A 24503-nucleotide genomic window follows, 5' to 3' on the forward strand; every position below is an offset into this window, starting at 1 on the left:
GCTCGACGACGGCGGCACCGTGCTGTACCGCCTCACCGGCCTGGCGCGCCACAGCGACACCATGGTCGACCACATCAAGGACGACCGCTACTACCTCGCGCCGGCGCTCACCTGGAAGCCGTCCGACGCCACCGCGCGACCGTGCTGTCGCGCTTCCAGAAGGGCGACACCGCCTCCGGCGGCGGCTTCCTGCCGGCCGCGGGCACCCTGCTGCACAACCCCAACGGCAGGATCCCGCGCCACCGCTTCACCGGCGAGCCGGGCCAGAACGACTACGACAAGACGCTGGCCTCGATCGGCTACGAGTTCCGCCATGACTTCGCCAGCGGGGTCACCTTCACCCAGAACCTGCGCTACGGCAAGGCCGACGTCGACAACGACGGCGCCAACCTCGGCGCGTTCGGCCTGGAGGCCGACGGCCGCACCCTGATCCGCTACGCCTTCCCCAACGAGAACCACACCAGGACCTTCGGCGTGGACAACAACCTGCAGTACGACTTCGACACCGGCGCGCTGCAGCACACCGTGCTGGCGGGCGTGGACTACCGCCGCGCGAGCGACGACTACGCCTCCGCGTTCGACTTCGACGCGCCCACGCTGGACATCTTCGACCCGGTCTACGGCAGCCCGGTGACGGTGCCCGCGTACACCACCCACACCAAACAGGTGCAGAAGCAGCTGGGCGTGTACGCGCAGGACCAGATCCGTATCGACCACTGGGGCATCACCGTCGGCGGCCGCCAGGACCACGTGGACACCGATACCGACCAGTTGATCGGCGGCGGTCACGCGCACCAGCGCGACCACGCCTTCTCTGGCCGCATCGGCGTCAACTACCTGTTCGACAGTGGCTTCGCGCCGTACGTGTCGTGGTCGCATTCGTTCCAGCCCACCGTGGGCACCGACTTCGCCGGCCGCGCCTTCGAGCCCACCACCGGCGACCAGTACGAGGCCGGCCTGAAGTTCCAGCCCGCCGCCGGCAACGGCCTGCTCAGCCTGGCCGCCTACCAGATCACCCAGAAGAACTCGCTCACCGTCGACCCCAACCACACCCTGTTCCAGGTGCAGCAGGGCAAGACGCGCCTGCGCGGCGTGGAACTGGAAGGGCGCTGGAACTTCGGCACGAACTTCAGCCTCTACGGCGACTACACCTGGAGCGACTCGAAGGTCACCCGGACCAACGACCTGCCCTCGCTGGGCAAGCCGATCCCGCTGCTGCCGAAGCAGCAGGCCTCGCTGGGCTTCGACTACACCCTCGTCGCCGGCCCGCTGGCCGGGCTGGGCTTCGGCGGCGGCGTGCGCTACGTGGGCGCGCACTACGGCGACAGCTATGGCCAGTGGAAGACGCCGTCGTACACCCTGGCCGACGCCGCGGTGCACTACGACATCTCCGGCTGGCGCTTCCAGCTCAACGCCAGCAACCTGTTCGACCGCGACTACGTCTCGGCCTGCAACAGCGCGGTGTGGTGCTACTACGGCTACGCGCGCAACGTGACCGCCAGCGCGCGGTACCGCTGGTAGGGCGGCATGGCGGGTACTGGCATGGCGGCGGCACTGGTCGGCCTGGCGTGCGTGACGACGGCGGTCTCCGCCGCGCTGCTCTACGCCGCCTCGCCGCACTGCGTGTGGCACGCGTGGCGCCGCCGGCGCGGCGTGCTGGCCGGCGGCTTCGCACTGGCCGCGCTGGCACTGGCCGCGTGGATCGCCGCGCTCGGCACCGGCGCCGGCACCTGCGCGATGCTGGTCGGCTGGATGCTGGCGCTGGTGGCGCAGCCCTGGCTGGCGCTGCTCGCCGACCGCCGCGCCGCCGAGGCCACCGCGCTGGAGGACGACTGAATGTGGGCGCGCGTCGGCGCCGGCGTGGTGGCCGGCTTCTTTCTCTCCGCCGCGCTGGTCGGCCTGGCCTGCTGGTCGCTGCCGGGTCCGTGGCAGGGCACGCTGGTGCCGGGCGTGCTGGCCTTCGTGCCGGTGTGGGTCGGGGTGATCTGCGCCAGCCTGCAGTTCGCCAGCGGCAGGCGCGCGTGGCTGTGGCTGGGCGCGTCGGCGGTGGCCGGACTGGGGCTGCTGCACGCGCTGCAAACGCTGGGTTGGGTGCGTTGAGGAGTCCGCCATGAAACCGAAACCCGCCACCCTGCGCGTGTTCACCTCGCTGCACTCCTGGGTCGGCCTGCTCGCCGGGCTGGCGCTGTTCGTGGCGTTCTACGCGGGCGCGATCACCGTGTTCCAGCAGCCCGTGCAGCAATGGGCCACGCCGCATGCCGCCGCCACCGGCTCGATCGACGACATGCAGCGCCTGCTCGACGCGGTGCTGGCGCGCCACCCGGACGCGGGCGGGAACCTGGGCATGACCTTCCCCGGCTACATGGGCGCCGGCCCGAGCGCGTACTGGCCGGACCGCCACGGCACCTGGCAGTTCGCCACGCTGGACAACCCCGACGGCAGCCCGCAACGGCCGGGCGCCGACCTGCCCGTGCTGGTCAACGAGCTGCACTTCTCGCTCGGCCTGCCCGAGACCTTCGGCATGTACCTGATGGGCGTGGTCAGCCTGCTCTACGGCATCGCGCTGGTAAGCGGCCTGGTCATCCACCTGCCGCGGCTGGCCAGGGACCTGTTCGCGCTGCGTCCCGGACGCAACCTCAAGCGCTTCTGGCAGGATGCGCACAACGCCATCGGCGTGCTGAGCCTGCCGTTCCACGCGGTGTTCGCGGTGACCGGCGCGATGCTGTGCCTGTCGGTGGTGCTGATGATGGCGCTCGGCCCGCTGGGCTGGCAGGGCAAGCTGCTGGCGGCCTCGGGGCCGGCGATGGACACCGCGCCGGCGGTGCGGCAGGCCGGCGTCGCCCGGCCGATGCTGCCGGTGGCGGCGTGGGTGGCGCATGCGCGGGCCGTCGCGCGCGACCAGGGTCTCGACGGTTTCACGCCGCAGTACCTCAAGCTCGCCCACGGCGGCGACGCCCACGCCACGGTGGAGATCACCGGTGACGCGCCGCGCACGCTGGCCGCGGGCACGTTGGCGCTGGACGCCACCAGCGGCGCGCTGCTCGCCAGCCAGTTGCCGGGCCACCGCGACGCCAACCACGCCACCCTGGCCTGGGCCTATGCGCTGCACTTCGGCAACTACGGCAACGCCGTCGTGCAGTGGCTGTACTTCCTGCTCGGCCTGGGCGGCGCGTTCCTGTTCTATTCCGGCAACCTGCTGTGGATCGAATCGCGCCGGCGCCGGCGCCAGGCCGAGCAGGGCCGCTCCTCGCAGGTGATGGCGCGCGCCACCGTGGGCGTGTGCATCGGCGTGTGCGTGGCGATCTCGGCCGCCGCCGTCGCGGCGCAGCTGCTGCCGCGGCTGGGCTGGGACGTGGCGACCGGCGAGCGCTGGGCCTGCTTCGCGGGCTGGGCGCTGTGCCTGCTGTGGGCCTGCGCACGCGCGCCGGCGCGCGGCGCGTGCGAACTGTTGTGGCTGGCCGCCGTCCTCACCGCGCTGGCGCCGCTGGCGCATGGCTTCGCCACCGGCGGCTGGTTCTGGCGCAACGCCGCGGCGGGCCAGCTGGCACCGGCCGCGGTGGACCTGGGCGCGCTGGCGCTGGCCCTCGGCTTCGCCACGCTGGCGCGCGCCACCGCCCGCCGCGCGCGCGACGGCGAACCCAACAGCGTGTGGGCACTCGCACGCCCCGCATAAAACCGCGGGGCGAGCACGGCGATCGCCTTCGCGCATCTGCGAACGCCATCACACTGCAGCGCCCGCAAGCCGAACCACGCTGCCCGCGCACTTTGCGTCGGAAAACCGCTGATTTACTCTCGCCGGCAGGGGGCAACCGCGACGTGAAAGCCACGGCACCCGCCATGGCTCCGCTGTGTAGGAGTAACGATCGTGTACGGAGATACCGCCGGCGCCATGCCCCGTATGGCGCGCCTGCAGCAGGATCGCCGCCTGGTCCTGGTCCATTCCACGCTGGAGCCCGAGCCGTTCGTGGTGCACCGCTTCCACGGCACCGAAGCGGTGTCGCGTCCGTTCGCGCTCACCGCCGACCTGCTCTCGCCCGACGCGACGCTGGAACTGAAGCAGGTGATCGGCCAGCCGATGCGCTTCACCCTGCGCACGCCCGACGGCGACCGTCCTTTCCACGGCTACGTGAAGGAGTTCGCGCGCACCGGCACCGACGGCGACCTGGCCACCTACCGGGCCGAGGTCGCGCCGTGGTTCGACTTCCTGCGCCACACCAGCAACTGCCGCATCTTCCAGGACATGGCGGTGCCGGACATCGTGGACGAGGTATTCGCCCGCTATGCCGAACTGGCCAGCTACCGCGCCGAGATCGATGCCGCGCGCTACCCGAAGCTGCCGTACTGCGTGCAGTACAACGAGTCGGACTTCGCCTTCGTCTCGCGCCTGCTGGAGGACGCCGGCATCCACTACCGCTTCGAGCACGCCGAGGACGGCCACGTGATGTGCCTGGCGGACGACTCCACCCGCTGTCCGCCGGTGGGCGCGCATCCGGTGGTGCACTTCCAGTCCGACCAGGGCGTGCGCGACGAGGAAGGCCTGGACGGCTGGACGGCCATCCGCCGCGTCGGCGCGGGGCTGAAATCGCACAAGAGCTTCGACTTCAAGCAGCCGCGCAGCCCGCTCTCGGTGGACCGCCTGCTGGACGCGCCGCGCGGCGCGCTGCCGGTGCTGGAACACTACCGCTACGACGGCGCCGCCCGCTTCGGCGACACCTCCGCGGGCGATGCGCTGGCCGGCCTGCGCGGCGAGGAAATGGCCTGGCAGACCAAGCTGTTCGAGGGCCGCGGCGCCTGCCGCCTGCTCCGCGCCGGGTGCTACTTCACCCTGCAGGGCCACTACGACCACGCCGAGGACGACGAGGAGCCGCGCCAGTTCTTCCTGCTCGAAGTGCGCCACGACGCGCGCAACAACTTCAAGCCCGACTTCTCCGACGCGGAAGGCTGCGTCTACCGCGTCGAGGCCACCTGCCTGCGCCGGCGCATCCCGTACCGGCCGCCGTGCACCACGCCGCTGCCGCGGATGTGGGGACCGCAGACCGCCACCGTGGTCGGCCCTGCCGGCGAGGAGATCTGGACCGACCGCTACGGCCGCATCAAGGTGCAGTTCCACTGGGACCGGCTGGGCCGGCGCGACGAGCGCAGCTCGTGCTGGGTGCGCGTGTCCAGCCCCTGGGCCGGACCGGGCATGGGCGGCGTCTCGGCGCCGCGCATCGGCCAGGAAGTGGTGGTGAGCTTCCTCGACGGCGATCCCGACCGACCGCTGGTCACCGGCCGCGTCTACAACGAGGACAACCCGCAGCCGTTCGACAAGCACGTCAGCGGCATCCGCTCCAAGACCGTGCAGGGCGAGGGCTACAACGAACTCACCATGCACGACACCGCCGGCAGCGAGCTGCTGAACATGCGCGCCCAGCGCGACATGGCCACCACGGTGCTGAACGACCACAACAGTTCGGTGGGCAGCAACAAGGCCACCCGCGTCGGCGCCAACCACACCCTCAGCGTGGCCGCCGACCAGGGCATTTCGGTGGGCGGCAACCAGGACGTCAGCGTCAAGGGCAACCACAGCTCCAGCATCACCGGCAGCTCCACCCACAGCGTCACCGGCGCGCTGACCAGCACGGTGGCCGGCGCCGTCAGCGAGACCTACCAGGCCAGCCACACGCGCAACGTCACCGGCGGCTACACCGAGACCATCACCGGCGACTACGCCGGCACGCTCAACGGCAACCACACCAGCCTGCGCAACGGCACCTGGGCGGAAGCCGTCGCCGGCACCTCCACCCGCACCGTCAACGGCGCCACCACCGAGGCCCACAACGCCAGCCGCACCACCACGGTGGCCGCCACCGACACGCACCAGGTGGGCAGCCACCTCGAGCAGGACATCGGCGGCAACCACAAGACGATGGTCGCCGGCGACGTCAGCCACGTGGCCGCGGGCAAGCACGACAGCGCCTCCAACGGCCCGATGACCCTGGCCTCGGCCAGCCAGATGATCATGCAGGTGGGCGGCGCGGGCATCGAGATCGTGGGCGGCTCCATCGTGATCAGCGCGGCGGGCTCCACCGTCAAGATCGACGGCGGCGGCGTCACCATCAACGGCGCCAAGATCAGCCTCAACTGACGCTGCCGGGAAGCGAGCGATGCCTGCAGCGAAGAACCCGGTCGAGAAAGCCGTCGACAACCTGTGCGGACGCTGGCTGGAAGCCAGTGCCGATCCGGAACTGCGGCTGGCGATATGGCGCGTGCCCGGCAACGCACTGGGCCTGCTGGCCGCCTTCGTCGAAGCGCAGCAGCATGCAGGGACGGCCGGCACGCCCGACCTGTTCGTGAAGTTCGACGCCCCGTTCGAGGCCGGCTACCGCTACAGCCGCGCGCTGAAGGACGCCCTGCTCGACGGCTACCTGCGCAGTCGCGACACGCTGGCCGAGCTCGGCCTGAAGGTGGACTGGGACGGCCCATTCGAAACCCGCCCCGACACCGCGGCCGGCTTCCTCGGCCTGCTCGATTCCTTCGTCCGCCACCACGGCGAACGCCTGCGCCACGCCGTGGCCGTGCTGTGGCCGGAACAGGTCGCCACCGGCACCGCCCCCATGGCGTGGATGGAGCAGGCGCTGGCCGCACCGGTACCCGAGCGGATCCGCCTGGTCCTGGTCGACACGGTGGCGCAACCGACCTGGCAACCGCTGGTCGAGCGCCATCCGCAACAGGTGTGCCTGATCGAGACGCCGCTGGACATGTTCGACCTGGCGCGCGCCACCGCGGCGCAGTCCGGCGCCGGCGGCGCCCCCGCCGGCGCGGCGGCCTACCGGCAGTTGCTCACCGACGTGATGAGCCTGCTCGACAAGCGCAGCGCCGCCGACACCGCGCAGCGTGCCGAACGCGCCCTGGCCATCGCCGAACGGCAGCAATGGCCCGACCAGCAGGTGGCGCTGCACATGGCCGTGGCCGGCGCGCACCTGAAGGAAAAGCAGTACGCCGACGCCATCCGGCGCTATCGTCGCGCCCGCGAATGTGCGCTCGTCGCACGCGAGCGCGAACACCCCGCTGCCGGCGACCTGCTGATGCAGGGTTGGTTCGGCGAAGCCGGCGCCCTGCTCGCCGCGCAGCAGCCGGAGCACGCCGCCGCGGCCTACGCCGAGGCCGCCCAGGCCGCCGCCGCCATCCCCAACCCGCTGTTCGTGATCGAGGGCCGGCGCATGGCCGGCTATTGCCTGGCCCGGGCGCACCAGCGCGAAGCGGCGCTGCAGCACGGCCTGCAGGGCGTGGCGGCGGCGCGCGACATGGCGCCCGCCGACCTCGCGCTGACCACCTTCCCGCTGCTGCTGCAGGACCTGCTGCACCTGCAGGACGCCCGGCGCGCCACGCAACTGGCGAAATGCGCCGACGACTACCGCAAGGCCGTCGCCGACGCTCACGCACAGGCCGAGCGCCTCGCCGCGAAACTCGGCGACGCGCCCAACCGCGAAGCCACGGACGCCCTCGACGCCGAGCTGATGCGGCATTGTGAATCCGCCTTCACTCGCCTAGTGAAGGAACGCGAGCAGCTGATCGCCGGCGGCGACACCTTCTTCCGCAAGGTCGTGTCGGTGGGTCGCGAGCTGCTGCACCCGGGCTGGAACGGCCTGCCCGACGTGCGCCACCCGCAGGACAAGCCTGTCGCGGAATGGAGCGAACCGCCCGGCTACCTGCCGCTGCCCGGTGGCGACGACCTGGCGCAGACCCCGCTCGATCCCGCCCCCGCCGAGCCGGCGCTGGAGAAACTCGCATGAGCCGGTCGCAGCGCCTGATCGTACTGGCCGTCGCCATCCTCGTGGCCGTGCTGCTGGGGTACTGGTTCGGCATGGAGCGGCACGACGCGCACAGCCTGCTGCGCGCCTTGCATCGCGTGTTGTAAACCACAGGGACGTCGCCAATGACCATCGCCGCCAAGCATTTCGACCCGCAACTGGGCATCGACATCCACCTGTACGAGATCCCGCCCGATCCCGTGCCGGTGCCGCTGCCCACGCCACACATCAGCCTGGTGTTCGATCCGTTCGACTACATCCCCTTCATCGGCGGCACCGTCCACGTCAACGGCATCAAGCGCGCCACCGCCGGCACCGGCGGCCTGGACGTGCACATCCCCGTCGGCGGCATGTGGGTCCCGCCCATGGAAGTCGCCGAGGGCCCCCAGCCCGACGACCAGCTGTTCATGGGCAGCAAGACCGTCGTCGCCGACGGCGCGCCCTTCTCCAGGCTCTGCATGCCCGTGCTCGACTGCAACATGGTCGGCATGGTCCCGCCGGTCCGGCTGAAGAAGCCGAAGAAGCCCTCGCTCTCGCTGACCCTGCCCACCGCGGTCAACCTGGCCATTCCCACCAACGTCAGCGTGGGCGGCCCGCCCACCATCGACATGGCAGGCCTGCTGTTCCAGGCCGGCTTCGCCGGTGCGCTGAAAGGCCTCAAGGCGCTGAAGAAGCTCCAGCGCGTCGAGAGCGCGATGGCGAAGTTCAAGGCCTGGCGCAAGGACAGGTTCGGCCACCTGCCCAGCGGCTTCCTGAAGTGCAAGGTGCTGCGCGCCGAGCCGGTGGACATCCGCGACGGCAGCGTGGTGGTGGAGCACGAGGACTTCGCCCTCCCCGGCCGCCTGCCGCTGGCGTGGACGCGCGCCTACCGCTCGCGCGAACGCCACGAGGGCCTGTGTGGCCACGGCTGGCACACCCCGGCCGACCTGCGGCTGGAGATCGACGCCGACGGCGTCGCGGTGTTCGTCGACAGCGCGCGCCACGTGGTGTTTCCGCAGTTGCCCGTCGCCGAGGGCCTCGAGCACGCGGTGCTCGAACTGGTCGACGGTGCGCGCCTTTACGCCACAGCCGACGAATACCGTGTCCGCACCAAGGGCAACGTGTACTACGCCTTTCGCCGCCCGCCCGCCAAGGTTGCCCATCTCGATACATTGATCCTGCCGATCGAGCGCATCGAAGACCTGTGCGGTAACCACTGGCGCTTCGAGCGCACCGACGGCCGCCTCACCCGCATCCAGGAGAGCGGCATCGATGGACTGCAGGGACGTTTCATCGACGTGGCCATGCACGAGGGCCGCATCCGCCAACTGCTGCTGCACGATCCCGCCACCGGCCTCAACCACCCGCTGGTGGGTTACGAGCACGACGGCGCCGGCGACCTCGTTGCCGCCCTCGATGCGCTCGGCGCGGCACGCCGCTTCGAATACGCCGAACACCACCTGGTGCGCCACACCGACCGCACCGGCCTCAGCTTCCACTACGAATACGACGCCCGCCACCAGGTCATCCACGCCTGGGGCGACGGCGGCCTGTACGACTACCGCTTCCGCTACGACGCCCAGCTGCAGGAAACCGAGGTCACCGACTCGCTCGGCCACGTCTCGCTGGTGAAGTTCGACCCCGACGGCCTGCCGCTGTGCGAGATCGACCCGCTCGACGGCGTCACCGTGTTCGAGTACGACGACGTCGGCCGCACCACCGCCGTGGTCGACCCGATGGGCCTGCGCACGGAGTTCGAGTACGACGCGCGCGGCAACCTGCTCGTCCTCACCCGGCCCGACGGCAGCTCCGTGCAGTCGGCCTACGACGCGGACGACCAGCCGGTCGCCGTCACCGATCCCAATGGTGGGATATGGACGCAGCAATGGGACACTCGTGGGCTGCTTGTGGCTCGATCCACTCCTCTGGATGCGATTTCACGCTATGCCTACGACAAGGCGGGGCAATTGCTTGCCTATACCGATCCGCTCGGCGCCACGACGCGGCTCCACTTCGACCGCTACGGCCAACTGAATCACGTCGTCGACCCATTGGGCATGCGGAGCAGCTACGCGCATGATGCATTGGGGCGCCTCATCCGCATGACGGATGTGATGGGGCAGACGGCTCGGTACACCTACGATGCCAAGGGACGGCTGCTCTCCTCGGTTCAACCCGGCGGCGGTATCGTGCGAGTTGAATACGACGCCGAAGACCAACTGCTGCAATATACCGACGAAGCGGGCGCCGTCACCCGGCTTGAATACTTTGGCATCGGTCAGATCACCAGACGTATCCAGCCCGATGGGCACGCCGTGCAGTATGAGTACGACACCGAAGAACGACTCGTTGCCGTCATCAACCAGCGCGGCGAACGACACGAGTTCCATCGCGACCCGCTTGGCCGAATCATCGCGGAAATCGATTACTGGGGACAGCTTCGCTGCTATCGCTACGACGCCTCAGGGCGCCTTACCGGCATGACCGATCCGCTTGGCCGTACCGTCGACTATGTCACCGATCCATGTGGCCGCATTGTCACCAGGACGTTGACCGAACCGGCGCACGACGGGCAGCCGTTCCGGGAAACCTTCCAATACGACCCGTGCGGCCGGCTTGTCGAATTGCGCAATCCGCATCGTCACGTGCAGCGACGTCTCGATGCCGAAGGCCGCTTGATCGAGGAGATGCAGGATGGTTTCCGTGTCACCAGCGCCTACGACGCCTCCGGACGCCGCATCCTGCGCGAAAGCGGCGCAGGCAACCGAATCGCTTTCGTCTTCGACGCGTGCGACCAACTTACAGACGTTGCCATCAATGACGAGCCGCCCATTGCCATCGAACGCGATGGGCTTGGCCGCGCCATCGTCGAACACCTCAGTCCCCAGGTCCGGCGCCAGTTGGACTATGACGAGCGCGGGCTGCTCTCCGCCCAGGTCGTGCTGAAGGACGAGGCTGCCCTGTTCGACACCGCATACGCCTATGGGCACGGCGGCAATCTCCTCGAGCGCCGCGACAGCGTGCAAGGTACCGACCAGTACTCCTACGACCCCATGGGGCGGATCCTGTCGCATACCGATCCGCGCGGAGAGCTTGTTCGCTTCCTCAACGATCCTGCCGGCGACCGTCTCGGCACACGTGTGTTCGAGACGCGCATGAGGCAGGCTGTCGGCGGTGGCCAACCGGTTGACGGCTGGACCCGCGAAGGTGATTACGGCGGCTGCCATTACGTCTTCGACCGCGCGGGCAACCTGGCTCGCCGCGAACATGTCGGGGAATCCGGCCGCCCGGTGCTGCATCTGGCCTGGGATGCCAACCAGCGCCTGACCGAAAGTCATTGGCAAGGTGGCGAACGCGATGGCGAACGTACCGCCTACGGCTACGATCCGCTTGGCCGTCGCGTCTTCAAGCGCAGCTCGACGCACACCACGTGGTTTTTCTGGGACGGCAACGTCCTGCTGGGCGAAGTGAGTCATGCGAACGGCGCTCCGGGCGCTCCCCCGATACCCGATGCCGGCAACGTGATCGACTTCGTCTCGGCCAGAAAGCGAAAGACCGCGTTCGAGGCGCTGCACAAGCACGCGCGCGAGTACGTCTGCTATCCCGGCAGCTTCGTGCCACTGGCGCTTGTCGATCGCGGTCCGGCGGATAGCGCTGCGGCCCCGTCGGCTGCCGTCGGAGAACGCCCTGCCCGCGGGGATCGACACGCGATTGCCGTTCGTTCCCCCGGCCGGCGCACGGGCATGTCTACCTCCGGCGGGCTGGGGCGCCTGGGCGGCACGCCACCGGACCCATCCACAGCGAATACCACACCAAACGTCCCGGCTGGCTCCAAGACCATGGTACTTGGGGGCCTCCATGGCATCACGCTGGGCGGCGAAGCGGGAACGCCAACCACAGCGACGCCAATGCCACCGGCATCCGGATCGACGCCGGCCGCCCCCCGGATCGAAGCGTCCGGTGTCGGCCGGACCGGCGTCGCGGAAACTGCAGCGCAGGCTCCCGCGGATTACCCGCCGACTGCGCCTCGTGTGTTCCATTACCACACCGATCCCAATGGCTGCCCCACCCGGATCACCGATCCAACCGGCCATGTCGTCTGGTCCGCCAGCTACTCGGCATGGGGGGCGATCGCCAAGCTGCACGCAGCCGAACTGGACAACCCCCTTCGCCTTCAGGGCCAGTACTTCGACACGGAAACCGGGCTGCATTACAACCGCTATCGTTACTACAGCCCTGCGCTTGGACAGTTTGTCGGACAGGATCCCACGGGATTTGCCGGCGGCATCAACTTCTACGCCTATGCGGTGAATCCACTCGGCTGGATCGACCCCATGGGCCTGATGCCGTGGGGAATGAATGGCGCCACGGCAAGAATCTGGGTGATCGACGACCATGGCGTCGTCGACTCGAGGGTGTTCAAGAGCATTCCGCGGGTGCACCACGCCGAAATCAACGGGCTCAACTGGTTCATTCGCGACGGTGGTGGCCTGAATGGCAAACATGTCGTGATCAGTGATGTCGTCGGCGATTTCAAGTCGGATGGCGTCCTGCCGGTGCCGATCTGCAAGAATTGCCGCAGCGACATCTTCAGTGAACTGCAACGTGGTGGAGCCGCCAGCGTCACCTTCCCGAAGACGGTAAGCAATGAGGTACTCGACTACATCACCATCGACGCGAAGGACTTTGCCGAGGTCGGCCGGCAAATGCGCGAGATCCGCGACATGGATATCGCCGACAACCAGAAAGCCAAGCGCGCGTGGCCCATCCTCGAGGCATTCAATTCATGCAGGAAATAAGCAACCCGGAATACTCGGCCTTCATCTATATCCCTCGCGCCAAGGACCTTCGATTGGTCGTCGATGTTGGCCTGAATCTGGTCGAGCCCGCGGGCTTCACCTTTGACGTCAACCCTTACGGAGATCCGGATTTCCGACCGGTCACCCGTGTGGAGGTCGATGCCGGACGTACCAGCCTGAACTTCGAGGTCCTCACGCAGGACGGGCCCGAAGCCTTCCGCGTGCAATCCTCGAACCCGTGCGACCGGGAACTTTTCGATGCCATCGACCAGGCTAGGGAAAGTGGTTTCAAATTCCATGCCGACGATGAAGACAGGGTCGAGATCGTGTTCCATCATGGCGTGCTCGACTCGCTCGATATCGGGCGGCACGAACAGGGCGACATCGAGGATTACATCACGCTGATCCTTCGCGATGGCGAATGGCTCTACGTCCGCGGCAATCCTTCGCAACGGATCCCCGTGAAGCAGGTACGCATGCAGGACCGGACGCTGACATGCGTCTCGGCCGCGGGCCCCTTGCAATACCAGCTTCGCAACCAGCCTTTCGTCGTCCGGCTGGTCGATCGGCTGCTCGTGGCGGCGCAGGCCTAGGGAGGCTTCAACCGGCTTCACGCCTGGCCATCGGCCATGCGTTTGCCCACGGAGTCACCCGCCTGCGTAGGGCGCGAGCAAGGCTGGATTGCCGAGCAGGCCCGAAGGCAGCAGGTAATGCGGCGTGAGTCCGGAAGCGAGCAGTTCGCGTACCCGGGTCGCGGAGATGTCCAGCGGAGTGATCGGCAGCGCGGCTATGAGACCGGCAGGCGCTTCGCGCAAGGCTGTGGGCGCAGCGACTTTGCAGATGCCGTCCTGGCCGCCCGATACCGGAAGCCATGCCGACTCCGCCCCCGGCCGCGTCAGCACGCCGACGTGAGCCAAGTCGAACAGCTCGCGCCAGCGGTGCCAGGTCGGCAGGCCGGCGAAGGCGTCCTCGCCCAGCAGCAGCACCAGCGGGCGGTCGCCCTGCTCGGCGCGCAGTTCGGCCAGGGTGTCGACGGTGTAGGACGGTCCTTCGCGTTCCAGCTCGCGCGTGTCCAGGGTCAGCCGCGACTGGCCGTGCAGGGCGGCGCGGAGCATGGCCACGCGCTGCTGCGCGCTGGCGACCGGCGGCGGCCGGTGCGGGGGCACGTTGGCCGGCATCAGGCGGACGTCGGCGTCGAGCAGTTCGGCGGCTTCCCAGGCGGCGTTGAGATGGCCGATGTGCACCGGGTCGAAGGTGCCGCCGAGGATGGCCAGGGGTTTGGAGTGGATGTTCGGCAAGAGTGGGTTACCCCTCCCCAGCCCTCCCCTGCGCGCAGGGGAGGGAGACAAGCGGGCTCCGGCTGACGGGGGCGGCGTTCATGCCAACGCCACTGCCGCCCGCGGTTCGGCGATGGCGGCGACCAGGCGCTCGGCCTCCTGCCACGGCTCGCCCGCTTCGCGGCCCTTGGCCATGCGGTCGATGCGCGAGGCGCGGGCGAGGCACGCCAGCCAGTGTTCGCGCGGAGCGCGGCGCAGGGCCTTGCGGAACAGTTGCTCGCGCGCGGGCCACAGGCGCTCGGCGCGGGCCTGCGCGGCGAAGTCGCGGGCGTTGGCCAGCCGCAATGCCAGCTGCAGCTGGTTGACCAGCCAGCCCATCAGGCCGATCAGTTCCTCGCCTTCGGCGCGCAGGCCCGCGAGGATGCGCAGCGCGCGCGCGCCATCGCCGGCGAAGGCGGCGTCGGTGAGCTTGAAGGCGTCGTAGCGGGCACTGTCGGCGACCAGGTCTTCCATCGCGGTGGCGTCGATGCGCGTGCCGTCGCCGCCGCGCAGCACGGCGAGCTTGTCGATTTCCTGCGCGGCGGCGAGCAGGTTGCCTTCCACCCGTTCGGCCAGCAGGGCCACGGCGTCCGGCGTCGCCGACAGGCCGCGCGAGGCGAGCCGGGCGCCCACCCAGGCGCCCCATTCGCTCGGCCGGGGCGCGTTGAACACCACCATCGCGCCGGCGGTGTCGATCTTCTTGCTCCACGCGCCTTCGTGCTTGCTGCTCCACGTGGTGGCGGTGACCAGCAGGGCCACGTCGGGGGGCGGGTCGGCGCAGAACTCGGTGAGCGCGGCGGCGCCGTCCTTGCCGGGGCGCCCGCCGGGCAGGCGCAGGTCGATCAGCCGGCGCGTGGCGAACAGCGACATGCCGGCGCCGGCGCGGGCCAGGTCGTTCCAGTCGAAGTGCGGGCCGGCGTCGAGTACGTCGCGCTCGGTATAGCCGAGCTTGCGCGCCTGCGCACGCAGCGCGTCGGCGGCCTCCAGCACCAGCAGTTCCTCGCCCGCCAGCAGGTAGACCGGGCACAGGCCGTCGGCCGCCAGCGCCTTCTGCCATTGCGCAGGATTGAGCGGCACGGCCGCGGCTCAGCGCGCGGTGCTGGCCGCCGCCGGCGCGGCCTCGCCCTGCACCGCCTGCGGATGCTTCGCCGCGGCCTGCAGGCGGAACAGGATGGCCTGCACCATGTCGTCGGTGAGGCTGCGCTGCAGCTGTTCCACCTCGGCGGTGCTGCCCACGGTATCGCCGGCGTTGTAGCTGTACTCGCGCGACATGTCGATCTGCTGGCTGGGCACCAGCAACGCGCCGCCGCCGTCCTTCACGTTGAATTCCACGTGGTAGCGCACGGCGTATTCGGTGACGCGGGCGGCGCCGTTGAAGGTCAGCGAGTCCGTGCTGAAGCTCGCCACCGGCACGGCCAGCTCGGCAATGCCCGGGCCGCCCTGGTCCTCGACCACCACGCCGGACGCGACCAGCGTGCGGGCCAGGTCGCGCTGCAGGCTGCCGCCGCCGTTGACGGTCAGGTGCACGTGCTGCATCGACGACGGCAACGCGGCGCTGCGGCGCAAATGGAAGCCGCAGGCGGCCAGGGCAAGCATGCCCGACAGCAGCAGCGCGACTCGGAGCGGACGGCTCATGGCTTTCATCCTGCGACGATGTTGACGATCTTGCCCGGCACCACGATCACCTTGCGCACGGCCAGCCCCTCCAGGAAGGACTGCACGTTGGGCAGGGCCAGCGCCTGCGCTTCCGCCGACGCCTTGTCGGCATCGGCGGCCACCTCGATGGTACCGCGCAGCTTGCCGTTGACCTGAACGGCGAGCGTCAGCGAATCCCGCACCAGCGCGGCCGGATCGGGCTGCGGCCAGGGCTGGTCCTCCAGCACGGTCTCGGCGTGGCCCAGCACCTGCCACAGGCGATGGCTGACGTGCGGCACCACCGGGTTGAGCAGCAGCACCATGGTTTCCAGCGCCTCGTGGCGCACCGCGCGGCCCTGCTCGCCCGTGTCGGCGAATTTGCCCACGGCGTTGAGCAGCTCCATCAGCGCGGCGATGGCGGTGTTGAAGGAGTGGCGGCGGCCAAGGTCGTCGCCGACCTTCTGGATGGTCTCGTGCAGCTGGCGGCGCAGGGTTTTCTGCGCGGCGTCGAGCTGCGCCGGATCAACCACGCCTCCGGCACCGTCCCCTGCCTGCAGGGGAGGGGCATCGGAGCGGCCTGCGGCCACGCCACCGATACGGGGATGATCGGGCTGCGACGCGTGGGTGACCACCTCGCGCCAGAAGCGGCGAAGGAAGCGCGCCATGCCTTCCACGCCGGCCTCGTTCCACTCCAGCGACTGCTCCGGTGGCGCGGCGAACATGGAGAACAGGCGCACCGTGTCGGCACCGTACTTGCCCACCATCGCCTGCGGATCCACGCCGTTGTTCTTCGACTTGGACATCTTCTCGGTGCCGCCGATCATCACCGGCCGGCCGTCGGCCTTGAGCACCGCGCCGACCACGCGCGCCTTGTCGTCGCGCTGGATCTCCACGTCGGCCGGGTTGATCCAGTCCTTCGAGCCGTCGGCGTTGTCGCGGTAGAAGGTCTCGGCGATCACCATGCCCTGGCACAGCAGGTTGGTGGCCGGCTCGTCCGAGCGCACCAGGCCCGCGTCGCGCATCAGCTTGTGGTAGAAGCGGAAGTACAGCAGGTGCAGGATGGCGTGCTCGATGCCGCCGATGTACTGGTCCACCGGCAGCCAGTAGTCGGCGCGTTCGTCCACCTGGGTCGCCGCGCCGGGCGAGGTGTAGCGCGCGTAGTACCAGCTCGATTCCATGAAGGTGTCGAAGGTGTCGGTCTCGCGCTCGGCCGCACCGCCGCAGGTCGGGCAGGTGGTCTTGCGCCATTCGGGATCGGCCTTGATCGGCGACTGGACGCCGGAGAAGGCCACGTCCTCGGGCAGCCGCACCGGCAGCTGGTCCTCCGGCACCGGCACGTCGCCGCAGTGCGGGCAGCGGATCACCGGGATCGGGCAGCCCCAGTAGCGCTGGCGGCTCACGCCCCAGTCGCGCAGGCGGTAGTTGACCCGGCGGCGGCCCTTGCCGTCCTTCTCCAGGAGGTCGGCGATGGCGTCGAAGGCTTCGCGGTAGTTCTTGCCGTCGAGCACGCCGGAATTGACCACGCGCATGTCGGCGCGGGTCTTGTCGCCGTACCAGTCCTGCCAGCGCGCGGGGTCGTAGTCCTCGCCGTCCACCGCGATGACCTGCCTGACCGGCAAGCCATACTTGGCGGCGAACTCGAAATCGCGCTCGTCGTGACCGGGCACCGCCATCACCGCGCCGGTGCCGTAGCCCATCAGCACGAAGTTGGCCACCCATACCGGCAGCCTGTCGCCGCTGACCGGATGGATCGCGTACAGGCCGGTGGCCATGCCGCGCTTCTCTTGCGTCTCCAGCTCGGCTTCCGACACGCCGCCGTGCTTCAGCTCTTCCAGGAAGGCGGCGAGCTGCGGGTTGCCCGCAGCAGCCTTCTGCGCCAGCGGATGCTCGCCGGCGATGGAGACGAAGGTGACGCCCATCAGCGTGTCCGGGCGCGTGGTGAACACGGTCAATGGCTCGGCCCCGCCCTCCACCGCGAACTCGATCTCCAGGCCCTCGCTGCGGCCGATCCAGTTGCGCTGCATGGTCTTCACCGCCTCGGGCCAGCCGGGCAGCGCGTCCAGGCCGTCGAGCAGCTCCTGCGCGTAATCGGTGATCTTGAGGAACCACTGCGGGATCTCGCGCTTCTCCACCAGCGCGCCGGTGCGCCAGCCACGGCCGTCGATCACCTGTTCGTTGGCCAGCACGGTCTGGTCCACCGGATCCCAGTTGACCACGCTGTTCCTGCGGTAGGCCAGACCCTTCTTCATCAGCCGCACGAACATCCGCTGCTCGTGCACGTAGTAGTCGGGCCGGCAGGTGGCGAATTCGCGCGACCAGTCGATCGCGTAGCCCAGCGACTTCAGCTGGCCGCGCATGTGCTCGATGTTGGCGTAGGTCCACTTCGCCGGCGCGGTGCGGTTCTTGATCGCGGCGTTCTCGGCCGGCAGGCCGAAGGCGTCCCAGCCCATCGGCTGCAGCACGTTCTTCCCGTTCATGCGCTGGAAGCGGCTGATCACGTCGCCGATGGTGTAGTTGCGCACGTGCCCCATGTGCAGCGCGCCGCTCGGGTACGGCAGCATGGAGAGGCAGTAGAACTTCGGCCGCGCCGGATCTTCCTTCACCTCGTAGGCGCGCTGTTCGTTCCAATAACGCTGCGCGGCGGCTTCCACCGCCTGCGGGTCGTAGTCGTGGGAAGCCTGTTCCTGGATGTCCTGCATGTTCCGCTGCCGTTGTGCCCGTGGCCGGCGCCGGAAACCGTCATGGCCGGCGGCCGTGTTGAACGCGCCAGACTAGCAGAACGGCGGCCTGTCGGGGCCGATGGGCGCTCAGCCGGCGGGGCAGGTCGCCTGCCCCGCCGCCAGCGCGCGGGCCGCCCCGGCGATGCCCGCGGCCAGCGCCGCCAGGGCGCGCTGGTGGCCGGCCACCAGCGCATCGAAGCCCTCGCCCACGTTTTCCTCCACCCGGCTGGTGCAGGCCAGGGGCGCGCCGCCCTGCAGCGCGCGCACGCTCCAGGTCGCGTCGATCAGCGCGTAACGGCCGGGCACGGAGTCGAAGCGGCGCAGGTCCACCTTGATGCGCAACACCGGCCCGTTGCCCGCGGGCAGGCCGGTGACGTCCTGCGCGCCCAGTTCGCGCGACAGGTCGGCGGACAGCGCGCCGCGCACCTCGTCGGCCAGTGGCGCGATCCAGCGCCGCCCCTGCAGCACCGCCACGCCCTGGCCGCCCTCGCGCACCACCAGCTGCGGCTGGTCCACCTGCGCCGGGATGCCCACCGGCAGCAGCTCGAAGCGCAGCGGCGCCGACGCGGCGGCCGGCGCCGGCGCGGGCGGTGCCGGCGCGACCAGGGTGTAGTAGTGCATCGGCGCCGAGGCGCAGGCGGCCAGCGCGGCGGCCAGCACGGCGGCGACGGAATGACGCGGGCGGATCATGGCTTGCTCCCTTGCGAGTCCTGCTGCGGGGCGCGCCCTCCGGTGGGCGGCGGCGAAACGGCCGGGTCGGCGCGGCGGCCACGGATCAGCGATTCCGGATGCACGCCCAGGTAGTCGGTGAGCGCGCGCAGCGAACGGGCCATGCGCTGCAGTTCCTGCAACGTGGTGGACAGGTTCTGCTGCAGCGGCGAGTCGCCGGACAAGGCGTCGTTGGCCGAGCCCAGCGTGCGCTGCGCGCCCTGCAGCGTGTCCTGGAACTGCGGCAGCAACTGGCCGTTGACCTGCTTCAGGGTGGTGTCGAGGTCGGCCAGCGTGCTGTCCAGGTGTTCGCCGATGCGGTCGAACGGCACCTTCTGGATCTTGTCCACGATCTGTACCAGCTGCTCCTGCAGCTTGTCGAAGCTGCCCGGCGCGGTGGGGATCTCCAGCGGCCGTGCGTCGGGATCGAAACTCACCTTGGCCGCATGCGGCAGGAAGTCCAGCGCGATGTAGAGCTGGCCGGTGAGCAGGTTGCCGGTGCGCGCCTGGGCGCGCAGGCCATGCGTCACCAGCATGCCGACCATGTGCGAGAGGTCGGCGTTGTCGCCGCGCGACTTGGCCAGCGCCTCCAGCTTGTCGTGCGCGCGGCCGAGCCGGTCGGGATAGACCACCGCGCCGACGATGATCGGGAAGCGGTGGGTCTTCTCGTCGTAGTCCATGCGGATCGACACCACCTTGCCGAAGTTCACCCCGAGGAACTCCACCGGCGCGCCCACCGCCAGGCCGCGCAGCGACTGGTCGAAGCGCATGCGGATGTAGTGCGGCGGGCCGTCCGGCGGCGCCATCGCGGTGGTCTCGTCGTCGAACAGGCGGTAGCCGGCGTTCTCCTTCGCCACGGTGCCGTCGTGCGGGCCCTGCGGGTTCTGGAAGGCCACGCCGCCGGCCAGCACGGTGGCCAGCGACTGGGTGTTGAGCTTCAGCCCGTTGGCGCCCAGCGACACGTCCACGCCGCTGGCGTTCCAGAAGCGCGTGGACACGGTGACGAAGCGGTCGTACGGGCTGTCCACGAAGATCTGCAGCGATACGCCCTGGCCGTCCTGGTCCAGCCGGTACGAGGCGACCCGGCCGACCTGGATGCGCCGGTAGTACACCGGCGAGCCGATGTCGAGCGAGCCCAGGTCGTCGGCATGCAGCACGAAGCTGCGCCCGGAGGCGTCGTGTGTCACCGAGGGCGGCAGTTCCAGTCCCTTGAAGTCGTAGCGCGGCTGCTTCGAGTCGCCCACGTCGGCGCCGATGAAGGCGCCGGACAGGAGCGTATCCACGCCCGACACCCCGCCCAGGCCGATGCGCGGGCGCACCACCCAGAAACGCGTGTCGGCGGTGGCGAAGCCTTCCGCGCTCTTGTCCAGCGCCACCTTCACGATGACATGGCTGTGGTCCTCGCTGAGGCGGATCTTGTCCACCTTGCCGATCACCACGCTCTTGTACTTCACCGGCGTCTTGCCCGGGGTCAGGCCCTCGGCGGTCTGGAAGCTGATGCTGATGGTGGGCCCGGCCTGCAGCCAGGCGTGCACCACCAGCGAAAGGCCGACCAGCGCCGCCAGGATCGGCACCAGCCAGATCACCGAGACGCCGACGCGGCGACGCCGCCGCACCACCGGCTGCGGCAGCCCGTCGCCCTGGCCCGTGCTGGATTCGTCAGTCATCGTCGCTCCTGCCATCCCAGATCAAACGCGGGTCGAAACTCATCGAGGCCAGCATGGTCAGCACCACGGTCAGGCCGAAAAAGATCACGCCCGGCAGCGGCGCCACCAAGCTGAACACGCCGAACTGCACCAGTGCGGTCAGCAGCGCCACCACGAACACGTCCAGCATCGACCAGTAGCCGATGAACTCCACCAGCCGGTAGAGCCTCGCCCGCTGCAGCCGCGCCCAGGCGCTGCCGCGGTGCGCGCTGACCAGCAGCGTGGCCAGCACCAGGAACTTGGTCAACGGCACCAGGATGCTGGCGGTGAACACGATCACCGCCAGGTCCGGCGAACCCTTCACCCACAGCTCCACCACGCCGCTGAGGATGGTGTTGTCGTCCACGTCGCCCAGGCTGGCGGTGCGCATGATCGGCAGCACGTTGGCGGGAATGTACAGGATGAAGGCGGCGATCAGCAGCGCCCAGGTGCGCGCGCAGCTGGCGGTCTTGCGCCGGTGCAGCGGCGAGCCGCAGCGCGGGCAGGCCGCGTCCGGCACCGGCGCGTCGCGGCACACCAGGCCGCACACGTGGCAGCCGATCAGGCCCAGCTCGTGCGCCCGCGGCAGCGCGCTCATGCGGGCCGCTCCGGCACCAGCTCCCACAGCCGGCGCAGGTCGATGCCCGCGAACACGGTGATCAGCACCACCAGCACCGCGTAGGCGAACACGCCCGGGTCGGGCACCACGTCGAAGTACAGGTGCGCCTTGACGATGGACACCAGCACGCCCAGCACGAACACCTCGCTCATCGTCCACGGGTGCAGGTAGTGCAGCGCCACCATCACCGGCCGGAAGCCCGGCGCGCGCCGCCCGGCGCGGGCGAACAGCAGCACCCAGCCCAACAGCAGGATCTTCGCCAGCGGGAAGAAGAACAGCGTACCCGCGGCCAGCACCGACACCACCTGGGCGTCCTGCTTCCACATGAACGTGATCATGCCCCACAGCGTGGTGCTCACCTGCTCGCCGTTCAGGCCCAGGGTGACGATGGGCCACGCGTTGGCCTCGACGAACACCACCAGCGCGGTCAGCACCAGCGCCAGCATCGTGCCCGGGCCCAGGCCGTGGTGGCGCTCCAGCAACGCGCCGCAGCGCGCGCAGCGCGCCGTCTCGCCGCGCGCCAGCGGGCGGCGGCGGTACACCGTGTCGCAGTGCTCGCAGATCAGCAGCGGGGCCGGGACCTCGGCCCGCTCCGCCGCGCCGGCGTGGGAGGGGACGCTCATGCCGCGCATTCTCGCAAATCCGCGTGGAACGCGCGTACAAGCCCCGGCGCGCTGCGGCCGCCCCTTGATATGCTCGCCCGCGCCCCGACCTTCAGCCGGCATCACGCCACCGGAGCCGCCCGTGACCGATACCGCCGCCGCCCACGTCTTCGACGTGGACCAGACCAACTTCGAAGCCGACGTCCTGCAGGCCTCGCTGGACACGCCGATCCTGGTGGACTTCTGGGCCACCTGGTGCGGTCCGTGCAAGACCCTGGGCCCGATGCTGGAGAAGCTGGCCGCCGAGTACGCCGGCGCCTTCCGCCTGGCCAAGGTGGACGTGGACGCCAACCAGGAACTGGCCGCGATGTTCGGCATCCGCTCCATTCCCACCGTGATGCTGGTGAAGGACGGCCAGATCGCCGACGGCTTCGCCGGCGCGCTGCCTGAGGGCCAGTTGCGCGAATTCCTGTCGCGCCACGTGCAGCCGCTGGACGATGCCGGCGACGAGGTCGAAGCCGATGCGCCCGCGGAAACGCCCGAGCAGGCGATCAACCGCCTGCAGCAGGCCATCGCCGCCGAGCCGGACCGCGCCGAGCTGAAGCTCGACCTCGCCGTGGCGCTGGCCCAGGCCGGCCGCAGCGACGCCGCCGAAACCGAACTCGACGCCCTGCCCGCCAACCTCGCCACCGACACCCGCGCGGTACGCCTGCGCAGCCAGCTCGACCTGGCCCGCACGCTGAAGGACGCCCCCGCGCTCGCCGACCTGCGGCAACGCGTGCAGGCCGATCCCGCGGACTGGGAAGCACGCGACCTGCTCGGCGTGCGCCTGCTGCTGGGCGACGACCCCGCCGCCGGCCTCGACCAGTTCCTGCACATCCTGGAGAAAGCCCGCGACTGGAACGGTGGCGCCGCGAAGAAGCGCCTGCTCGCCGCCTTCAACACGCTGGACGACGCCGAGCTGGTCGGCCGCTACCGGCGCAGGATGGCCTCGTTGCTGTTCTAGCCGGCACGCCATCGCTTGCCGGACCTGCCGTACCCGCCGTCATTCCGGCGAAGGCCCATGGCTGTCCGGACTATTTCCTGCCACTGTATGAACTCCTCCCCCTGCGCGCAGGGGGAGGTTGGGAGGGGGGCACGCTTTGGCCTTCAAGCCAAAAGCACCCCTCCCCAACCCTCCCTGCGCGCAGGGGAGGGGGCTGCCCCGCCGCGCAGACGGCGGTCTTACCCGCACGCCTGTTTGCCGATCTTCGGTGCAAGCGCTTGACCGGCATCAACACCTATTCCGGACAGCAACGGGCCTTCGCCGAATGACGATGAGCGGCGCCCCATCTCCGGTCGCTCACCCTGGCAGGCACCCGCCTGCCTGTCTGGTTCCGTCCGGCATACCATACGCAAAGGTATGGTATCGTCCCGGTCTCCCTCCCCCATTCCACCCGCCCATGCGCGCCTCCACCTTCCGCCGGCTGATGAACCTGTGGCCGCCGTTCCTGTTCAACAGCATCCGCGTACAGTCGGTGAGCGATGACTTCACCGAGGCGAAGGTGGTGCTGCGGTTGCGGCCGTGGAACCGCAACTACGTGAAGAGCCAGTTCGGCGGCAACCTGTTCGCGATGACCGACCCGTTCTGGATGCTGCTGGTGATGCACCAGCTGGGCAGCGACTACTACGTGTGGGACAAGGCCGCCAGCATCGACTTCGTGACGCCGGGCCGCGAGGACGTCCAGGCGCACTTCCGCCTCGATGCCGCCACCGTCGATGAACTGCGCGCCGCCGCGGCCGGCGGCGAAAAGGTGTTGCGCTGGTTCGACACCGACGTGGTCACCGCCTCCGGCCAGGTGGTCGCCCGCGTGCGCAAGCAGCTCTACGTTCGGTTGAAGCCGCGGGCACGTTGAGCGACGGCGCCACCTGCCCCGCTCGTCATTCCGGCGCAGCGCCGGAACGGCGAGCGAAGGTCTACGGAACGATCGAACGAAGGCCTATTCGCGCTCGAAACTCGCGATCTCCGCCAGCGCTGCCTCGGCCCTGACGATGGACCCGCCCGCCAGGCTGTTTTCCAGCCAGCGACCGTGGCCGAGCCTGCGCACCACGAAGCGGGTCAGGAACACTCCCCCGACCGAGACGGCCACGGTTGCCAGCAGCCACACCATGAAGCCGGAGCGCACGTGCTGCCACAGGTCCAACCCGAAACCATCGCCCTCGTACTGCGCCCACATCATCAGCGCGGGGATCCAGATCACGCCACCCAGCACCGCGAACACCGGCGCCTCCACCTTCACCCGCCAGGCGCGCATCCGTGCGAGGCGCCGCTGGATGTCCAGGACGGGAGCGGCGTAGTCGATGCCCTGCTGCACGACCAGCAGGCGGACCGGAAAGGCGACGGCCAAGGTGCCGAGCAGCTGCATGGCGATGCCGCAGGCCACCGCCTGCCAGATGCCGGGGTGCGTCGACCAGAAGCCGATGCCCCACAGCATGATCACGACGCCCAGCACGATCTGCAGCGACTGCCCCCACACCAGCGGACGCAGGTGCCGCCGTGCCCGGCCGGCCCGTTCCCTTCGCAGCAGCTCGAGGTTCAGCGCGTGCTGCCGCTCCAGTTGCCGGCCCAGCGCCTGCCAGGCCAGTTTCATCTCGTCGAGTTCCATGC

The 24503-nt window shown here is 69.7% G+C and carries 20 protein-coding genes; 11 read left to right on the forward strand and 9 right to left on the reverse strand.

Annotated features, from left to right (window positions below; all coding sequences use genetic code 11):
- Positions 1-141: 141 nt before the first annotated feature.
- From QMK61_RS04410 to QMK61_RS04450, 9 genes are all read left to right on the forward strand, one after another.
- On the forward strand, positions 142-1521 hold the full coding sequence (locus QMK61_RS04410; protein ID WP_302070698.1) for a TonB-dependent siderophore receptor: 1380 nt from the start codon (positions 142-144) through the stop codon (positions 1519-1521).
- Positions 1522-1527: 6 nt separating this feature from the next.
- Complete coding sequence (locus tag QMK61_RS04415) at positions 1528-1836, forward strand: hypothetical protein (protein ID WP_302070699.1); 309 nt, start codon at positions 1528-1530, stop codon at positions 1834-1836.
- Entirely contained in the window at positions 1837-2100 is a 264-nt protein-coding gene (locus QMK61_RS04420) for a hypothetical protein (RefSeq protein ID WP_302070700.1), read from the forward strand.
- A 10-nt stretch (positions 2101-2110) separates the two neighbouring features.
- Positions 2111-3673, forward strand: coding sequence for a PepSY-associated TM helix domain-containing protein (locus QMK61_RS04425; RefSeq protein ID WP_302070701.1), 1563 nt, complete (start codon positions 2111-2113; stop codon positions 3671-3673).
- Positions 3674-3889: 216 nt separating this feature from the next.
- The gene (gene tssI, locus QMK61_RS04430) at positions 3890-6127 is read left to right on the forward strand and encodes a type VI secretion system tip protein TssI/VgrG (protein WP_345783613.1); all 2238 of its coding nucleotides are present in this window, start codon (positions 3890-3892) and stop codon (positions 6125-6127) included.
- Positions 6128-6146: 19 nt separating this feature from the next.
- Positions 6147-7775, forward strand: a complete 1629-nt coding sequence (locus QMK61_RS04435) for a hypothetical protein (RefSeq protein ID WP_302070702.1) — start codon at positions 6147-6149, stop codon at positions 7773-7775.
- On the forward strand, positions 7772-7900 hold the full coding sequence (locus QMK61_RS04440) for a hypothetical protein (RefSeq protein WP_302070703.1): 129 nt from the start codon (positions 7772-7774) through the stop codon (positions 7898-7900). Before QMK61_RS04435 ends, QMK61_RS04440 begins: the two co-directional genes overlap by 4 nt.
- Positions 7901-7918: 18 nt before the next feature.
- The gene (locus tag QMK61_RS04445) at positions 7919-12571 is read left to right on the forward strand and encodes an RHS repeat-associated core domain-containing protein (protein WP_302070704.1); all 4653 of its coding nucleotides are present in this window, start codon (positions 7919-7921) and stop codon (positions 12569-12571) included.
- Positions 12559-13164, forward strand: coding sequence for a hypothetical protein (locus tag QMK61_RS04450; RefSeq protein ID WP_302070705.1), 606 nt, complete (start codon positions 12559-12561; stop codon positions 13162-13164). Before QMK61_RS04445 ends, QMK61_RS04450 begins: the two co-directional genes overlap by 13 nt.
- Before the next feature lie 54 nt (positions 13165-13218).
- On the opposite strand, the gene nadD is transcribed toward QMK61_RS04450, so the two are convergent.
- The 8 genes from nadD to QMK61_RS04490 form a co-directional block, all read right to left on the reverse strand.
- Positions 13219-13869 carry a nicotinate-nucleotide adenylyltransferase gene (gene nadD / locus QMK61_RS04455; protein ID WP_302070706.1) on the reverse strand — a complete coding sequence of 217 codons (651 nt, stop codon included), beginning with the start codon at positions 13867-13869 and terminating at the stop codon, positions 13219-13221.
- A 78-nt stretch (positions 13870-13947) separates the two neighbouring features.
- On the reverse strand, positions 13948-14964 hold the full coding sequence (holA, locus tag QMK61_RS04460) for a DNA polymerase III subunit delta (RefSeq protein ID WP_302070707.1): 1017 nt from the start codon (positions 14962-14964) through the stop codon (positions 13948-13950).
- Between the two features lie 9 nt (positions 14965-14973).
- Positions 14974-15522, reverse strand: a complete 549-nt coding sequence (gene lptE, locus QMK61_RS04465; protein WP_302070708.1) for an LPS assembly lipoprotein LptE — start codon at positions 15520-15522, stop codon at positions 14974-14976.
- 5 nt (positions 15523-15527) lie between these two features.
- Positions 15528-18221: a leucine--tRNA ligase gene (gene leuS / locus QMK61_RS04470; RefSeq protein WP_302070711.1), complete on the reverse strand. Its 2694-nt coding sequence runs from the start codon at positions 18219-18221 to the stop codon at positions 15528-15530.
- Between the two features lie 108 nt (positions 18222-18329).
- Positions 18330-18932 (reverse strand): PqiC family protein, encoded by a 603-nt coding sequence (locus QMK61_RS04475; protein WP_302070712.1) that lies wholly within the window; start codon positions 18930-18932, stop codon positions 18330-18332.
- Positions 18929-20617 carry an MlaD family protein gene (locus tag QMK61_RS04480; protein ID WP_302070713.1) on the reverse strand — a complete coding sequence of 563 codons (1689 nt, stop codon included), beginning with the start codon at positions 20615-20617 and terminating at the stop codon, positions 18929-18931. Before QMK61_RS04480 ends, QMK61_RS04475 begins: the two co-directional genes overlap by 4 nt.
- Positions 20610-21233 (reverse strand): paraquat-inducible protein A, encoded by a 624-nt coding sequence (locus QMK61_RS04485; protein WP_302070714.1) that lies wholly within the window; start codon positions 21231-21233, stop codon positions 20610-20612. The genes QMK61_RS04480 and QMK61_RS04485 overlap by 8 nt, the downstream gene beginning before the upstream one ends.
- Positions 21230-21877 carry a paraquat-inducible protein A gene (locus QMK61_RS04490; protein WP_302070715.1) on the reverse strand — a complete coding sequence of 216 codons (648 nt, stop codon included), beginning with the start codon at positions 21875-21877 and terminating at the stop codon, positions 21230-21232. The genes QMK61_RS04485 and QMK61_RS04490 overlap by 4 nt, the downstream gene beginning before the upstream one ends.
- 121 nt (positions 21878-21998) lie before the next feature.
- Between QMK61_RS04490 and trxA the strand changes: the two genes are divergently transcribed.
- Together trxA and QMK61_RS04500 are read left to right on the forward strand one after the other, a co-directional pair.
- Positions 21999-22862, forward strand: coding sequence for a thioredoxin (trxA, locus tag QMK61_RS04495; protein WP_302070716.1), 864 nt, complete (start codon positions 21999-22001; stop codon positions 22860-22862).
- 436 nt (positions 22863-23298) lie between these two features.
- The gene (locus tag QMK61_RS04500) at positions 23299-23751 is read left to right on the forward strand and encodes a DUF4442 domain-containing protein (protein ID WP_302070718.1); all 453 of its coding nucleotides are present in this window, start codon (positions 23299-23301) and stop codon (positions 23749-23751) included.
- A gap of 84 nt (positions 23752-23835) precedes the next feature.
- On the opposite strand, the gene QMK61_RS04505 is transcribed toward QMK61_RS04500, so the two are convergent.
- The gene (locus tag QMK61_RS04505; RefSeq protein ID WP_302070720.1) at positions 23836-24501 is read right to left on the reverse strand and encodes a hypothetical protein; all 666 of its coding nucleotides are present in this window, start codon (positions 24499-24501) and stop codon (positions 23836-23838) included.
- Between the last annotated feature and the right edge of the window lie 2 nt (positions 24502-24503).

The organism is Fulvimonas sp. R45, assembly GCF_030504985.1.
In the GTDB taxonomy this organism is placed as follows: Bacteria; Pseudomonadota; Gammaproteobacteria; order Xanthomonadales; family Rhodanobacteraceae; genus Rhodanobacter_A.

Bases quoted from the DNA above. Each gene is read 5' to 3' on its own strand.
- QMK61_RS04500 (WP_302070718.1), top strand. From the start codon at position 23,299: ATGCGCGCCTCCACCTTCCGCCGGCTGATGAACCTGTGGCCGCCGTTC.
- QMK61_RS04445 (WP_302070704.1), top strand. From the start codon at position 7,919: ATGACCATCGCCGCCAAGCATTTCGACCCGCAACTGGGCATCGACATC.
- QMK61_RS04420 (WP_302070700.1), top strand. From the start codon at position 1,837: ATGTGGGCGCGCGTCGGCGCCGGCGTGGTGGCCGGCTTCTTTCTCTCC.
- QMK61_RS04480 (WP_302070713.1), bottom strand. From the start codon at position 20,617: ATGACTGACGAATCCAGCACGGGCCAGGGCGACGGGCTGCCGCAGCCG.
- leuS (WP_302070711.1), bottom strand. From the start codon at position 18,221: ATGCAGGACATCCAGGAACAGGCTTCCCACGACTACGACCCGCAGGCG.
- QMK61_RS04440 (WP_302070703.1), top strand. From the start codon at position 7,772: ATGAGCCGGTCGCAGCGCCTGATCGTACTGGCCGTCGCCATCCTCGTG.
- lptE (WP_302070708.1), bottom strand. From the start codon at position 15,522: ATGAGCCGTCCGCTCCGAGTCGCGCTGCTGCTGTCGGGCATGCTTGCC.
- QMK61_RS04505 (WP_302070720.1), bottom strand. From the start codon at position 24,501: ATGGAACTCGACGAGATGAAACTGGCCTGGCAGGCGCTGGGCCGGCAA.
- QMK61_RS04485 (WP_302070714.1), bottom strand. From the start codon at position 21,233: ATGAGCGCGCTGCCGCGGGCGCACGAGCTGGGCCTGATCGGCTGCCAC.
- QMK61_RS04435 (WP_302070702.1), top strand. From the start codon at position 6,147: ATGCCTGCAGCGAAGAACCCGGTCGAGAAAGCCGTCGACAACCTGTGC.
- QMK61_RS04475 (WP_302070712.1), bottom strand. From the start codon at position 18,932: ATGATCCGCCCGCGTCATTCCGTCGCCGCCGTGCTGGCCGCCGCGCTG.
- QMK61_RS04450 (WP_302070705.1), top strand. From the start codon at position 12,559: ATGCAGGAAATAAGCAACCCGGAATACTCGGCCTTCATCTATATCCCT.
- tssI (WP_345783613.1), top strand. From the start codon at position 3,890: ATGCCCCGTATGGCGCGCCTGCAGCAGGATCGCCGCCTGGTCCTGGTC.
- QMK61_RS04490 (WP_302070715.1), bottom strand. From the start codon at position 21,877: ATGAGCGTCCCCTCCCACGCCGGCGCGGCGGAGCGGGCCGAGGTCCCG.
- QMK61_RS04415 (WP_302070699.1), top strand. From the start codon at position 1,528: ATGGCGGGTACTGGCATGGCGGCGGCACTGGTCGGCCTGGCGTGCGTG.
- QMK61_RS04425 (WP_302070701.1), top strand. From the start codon at position 2,111: ATGAAACCGAAACCCGCCACCCTGCGCGTGTTCACCTCGCTGCACTCC.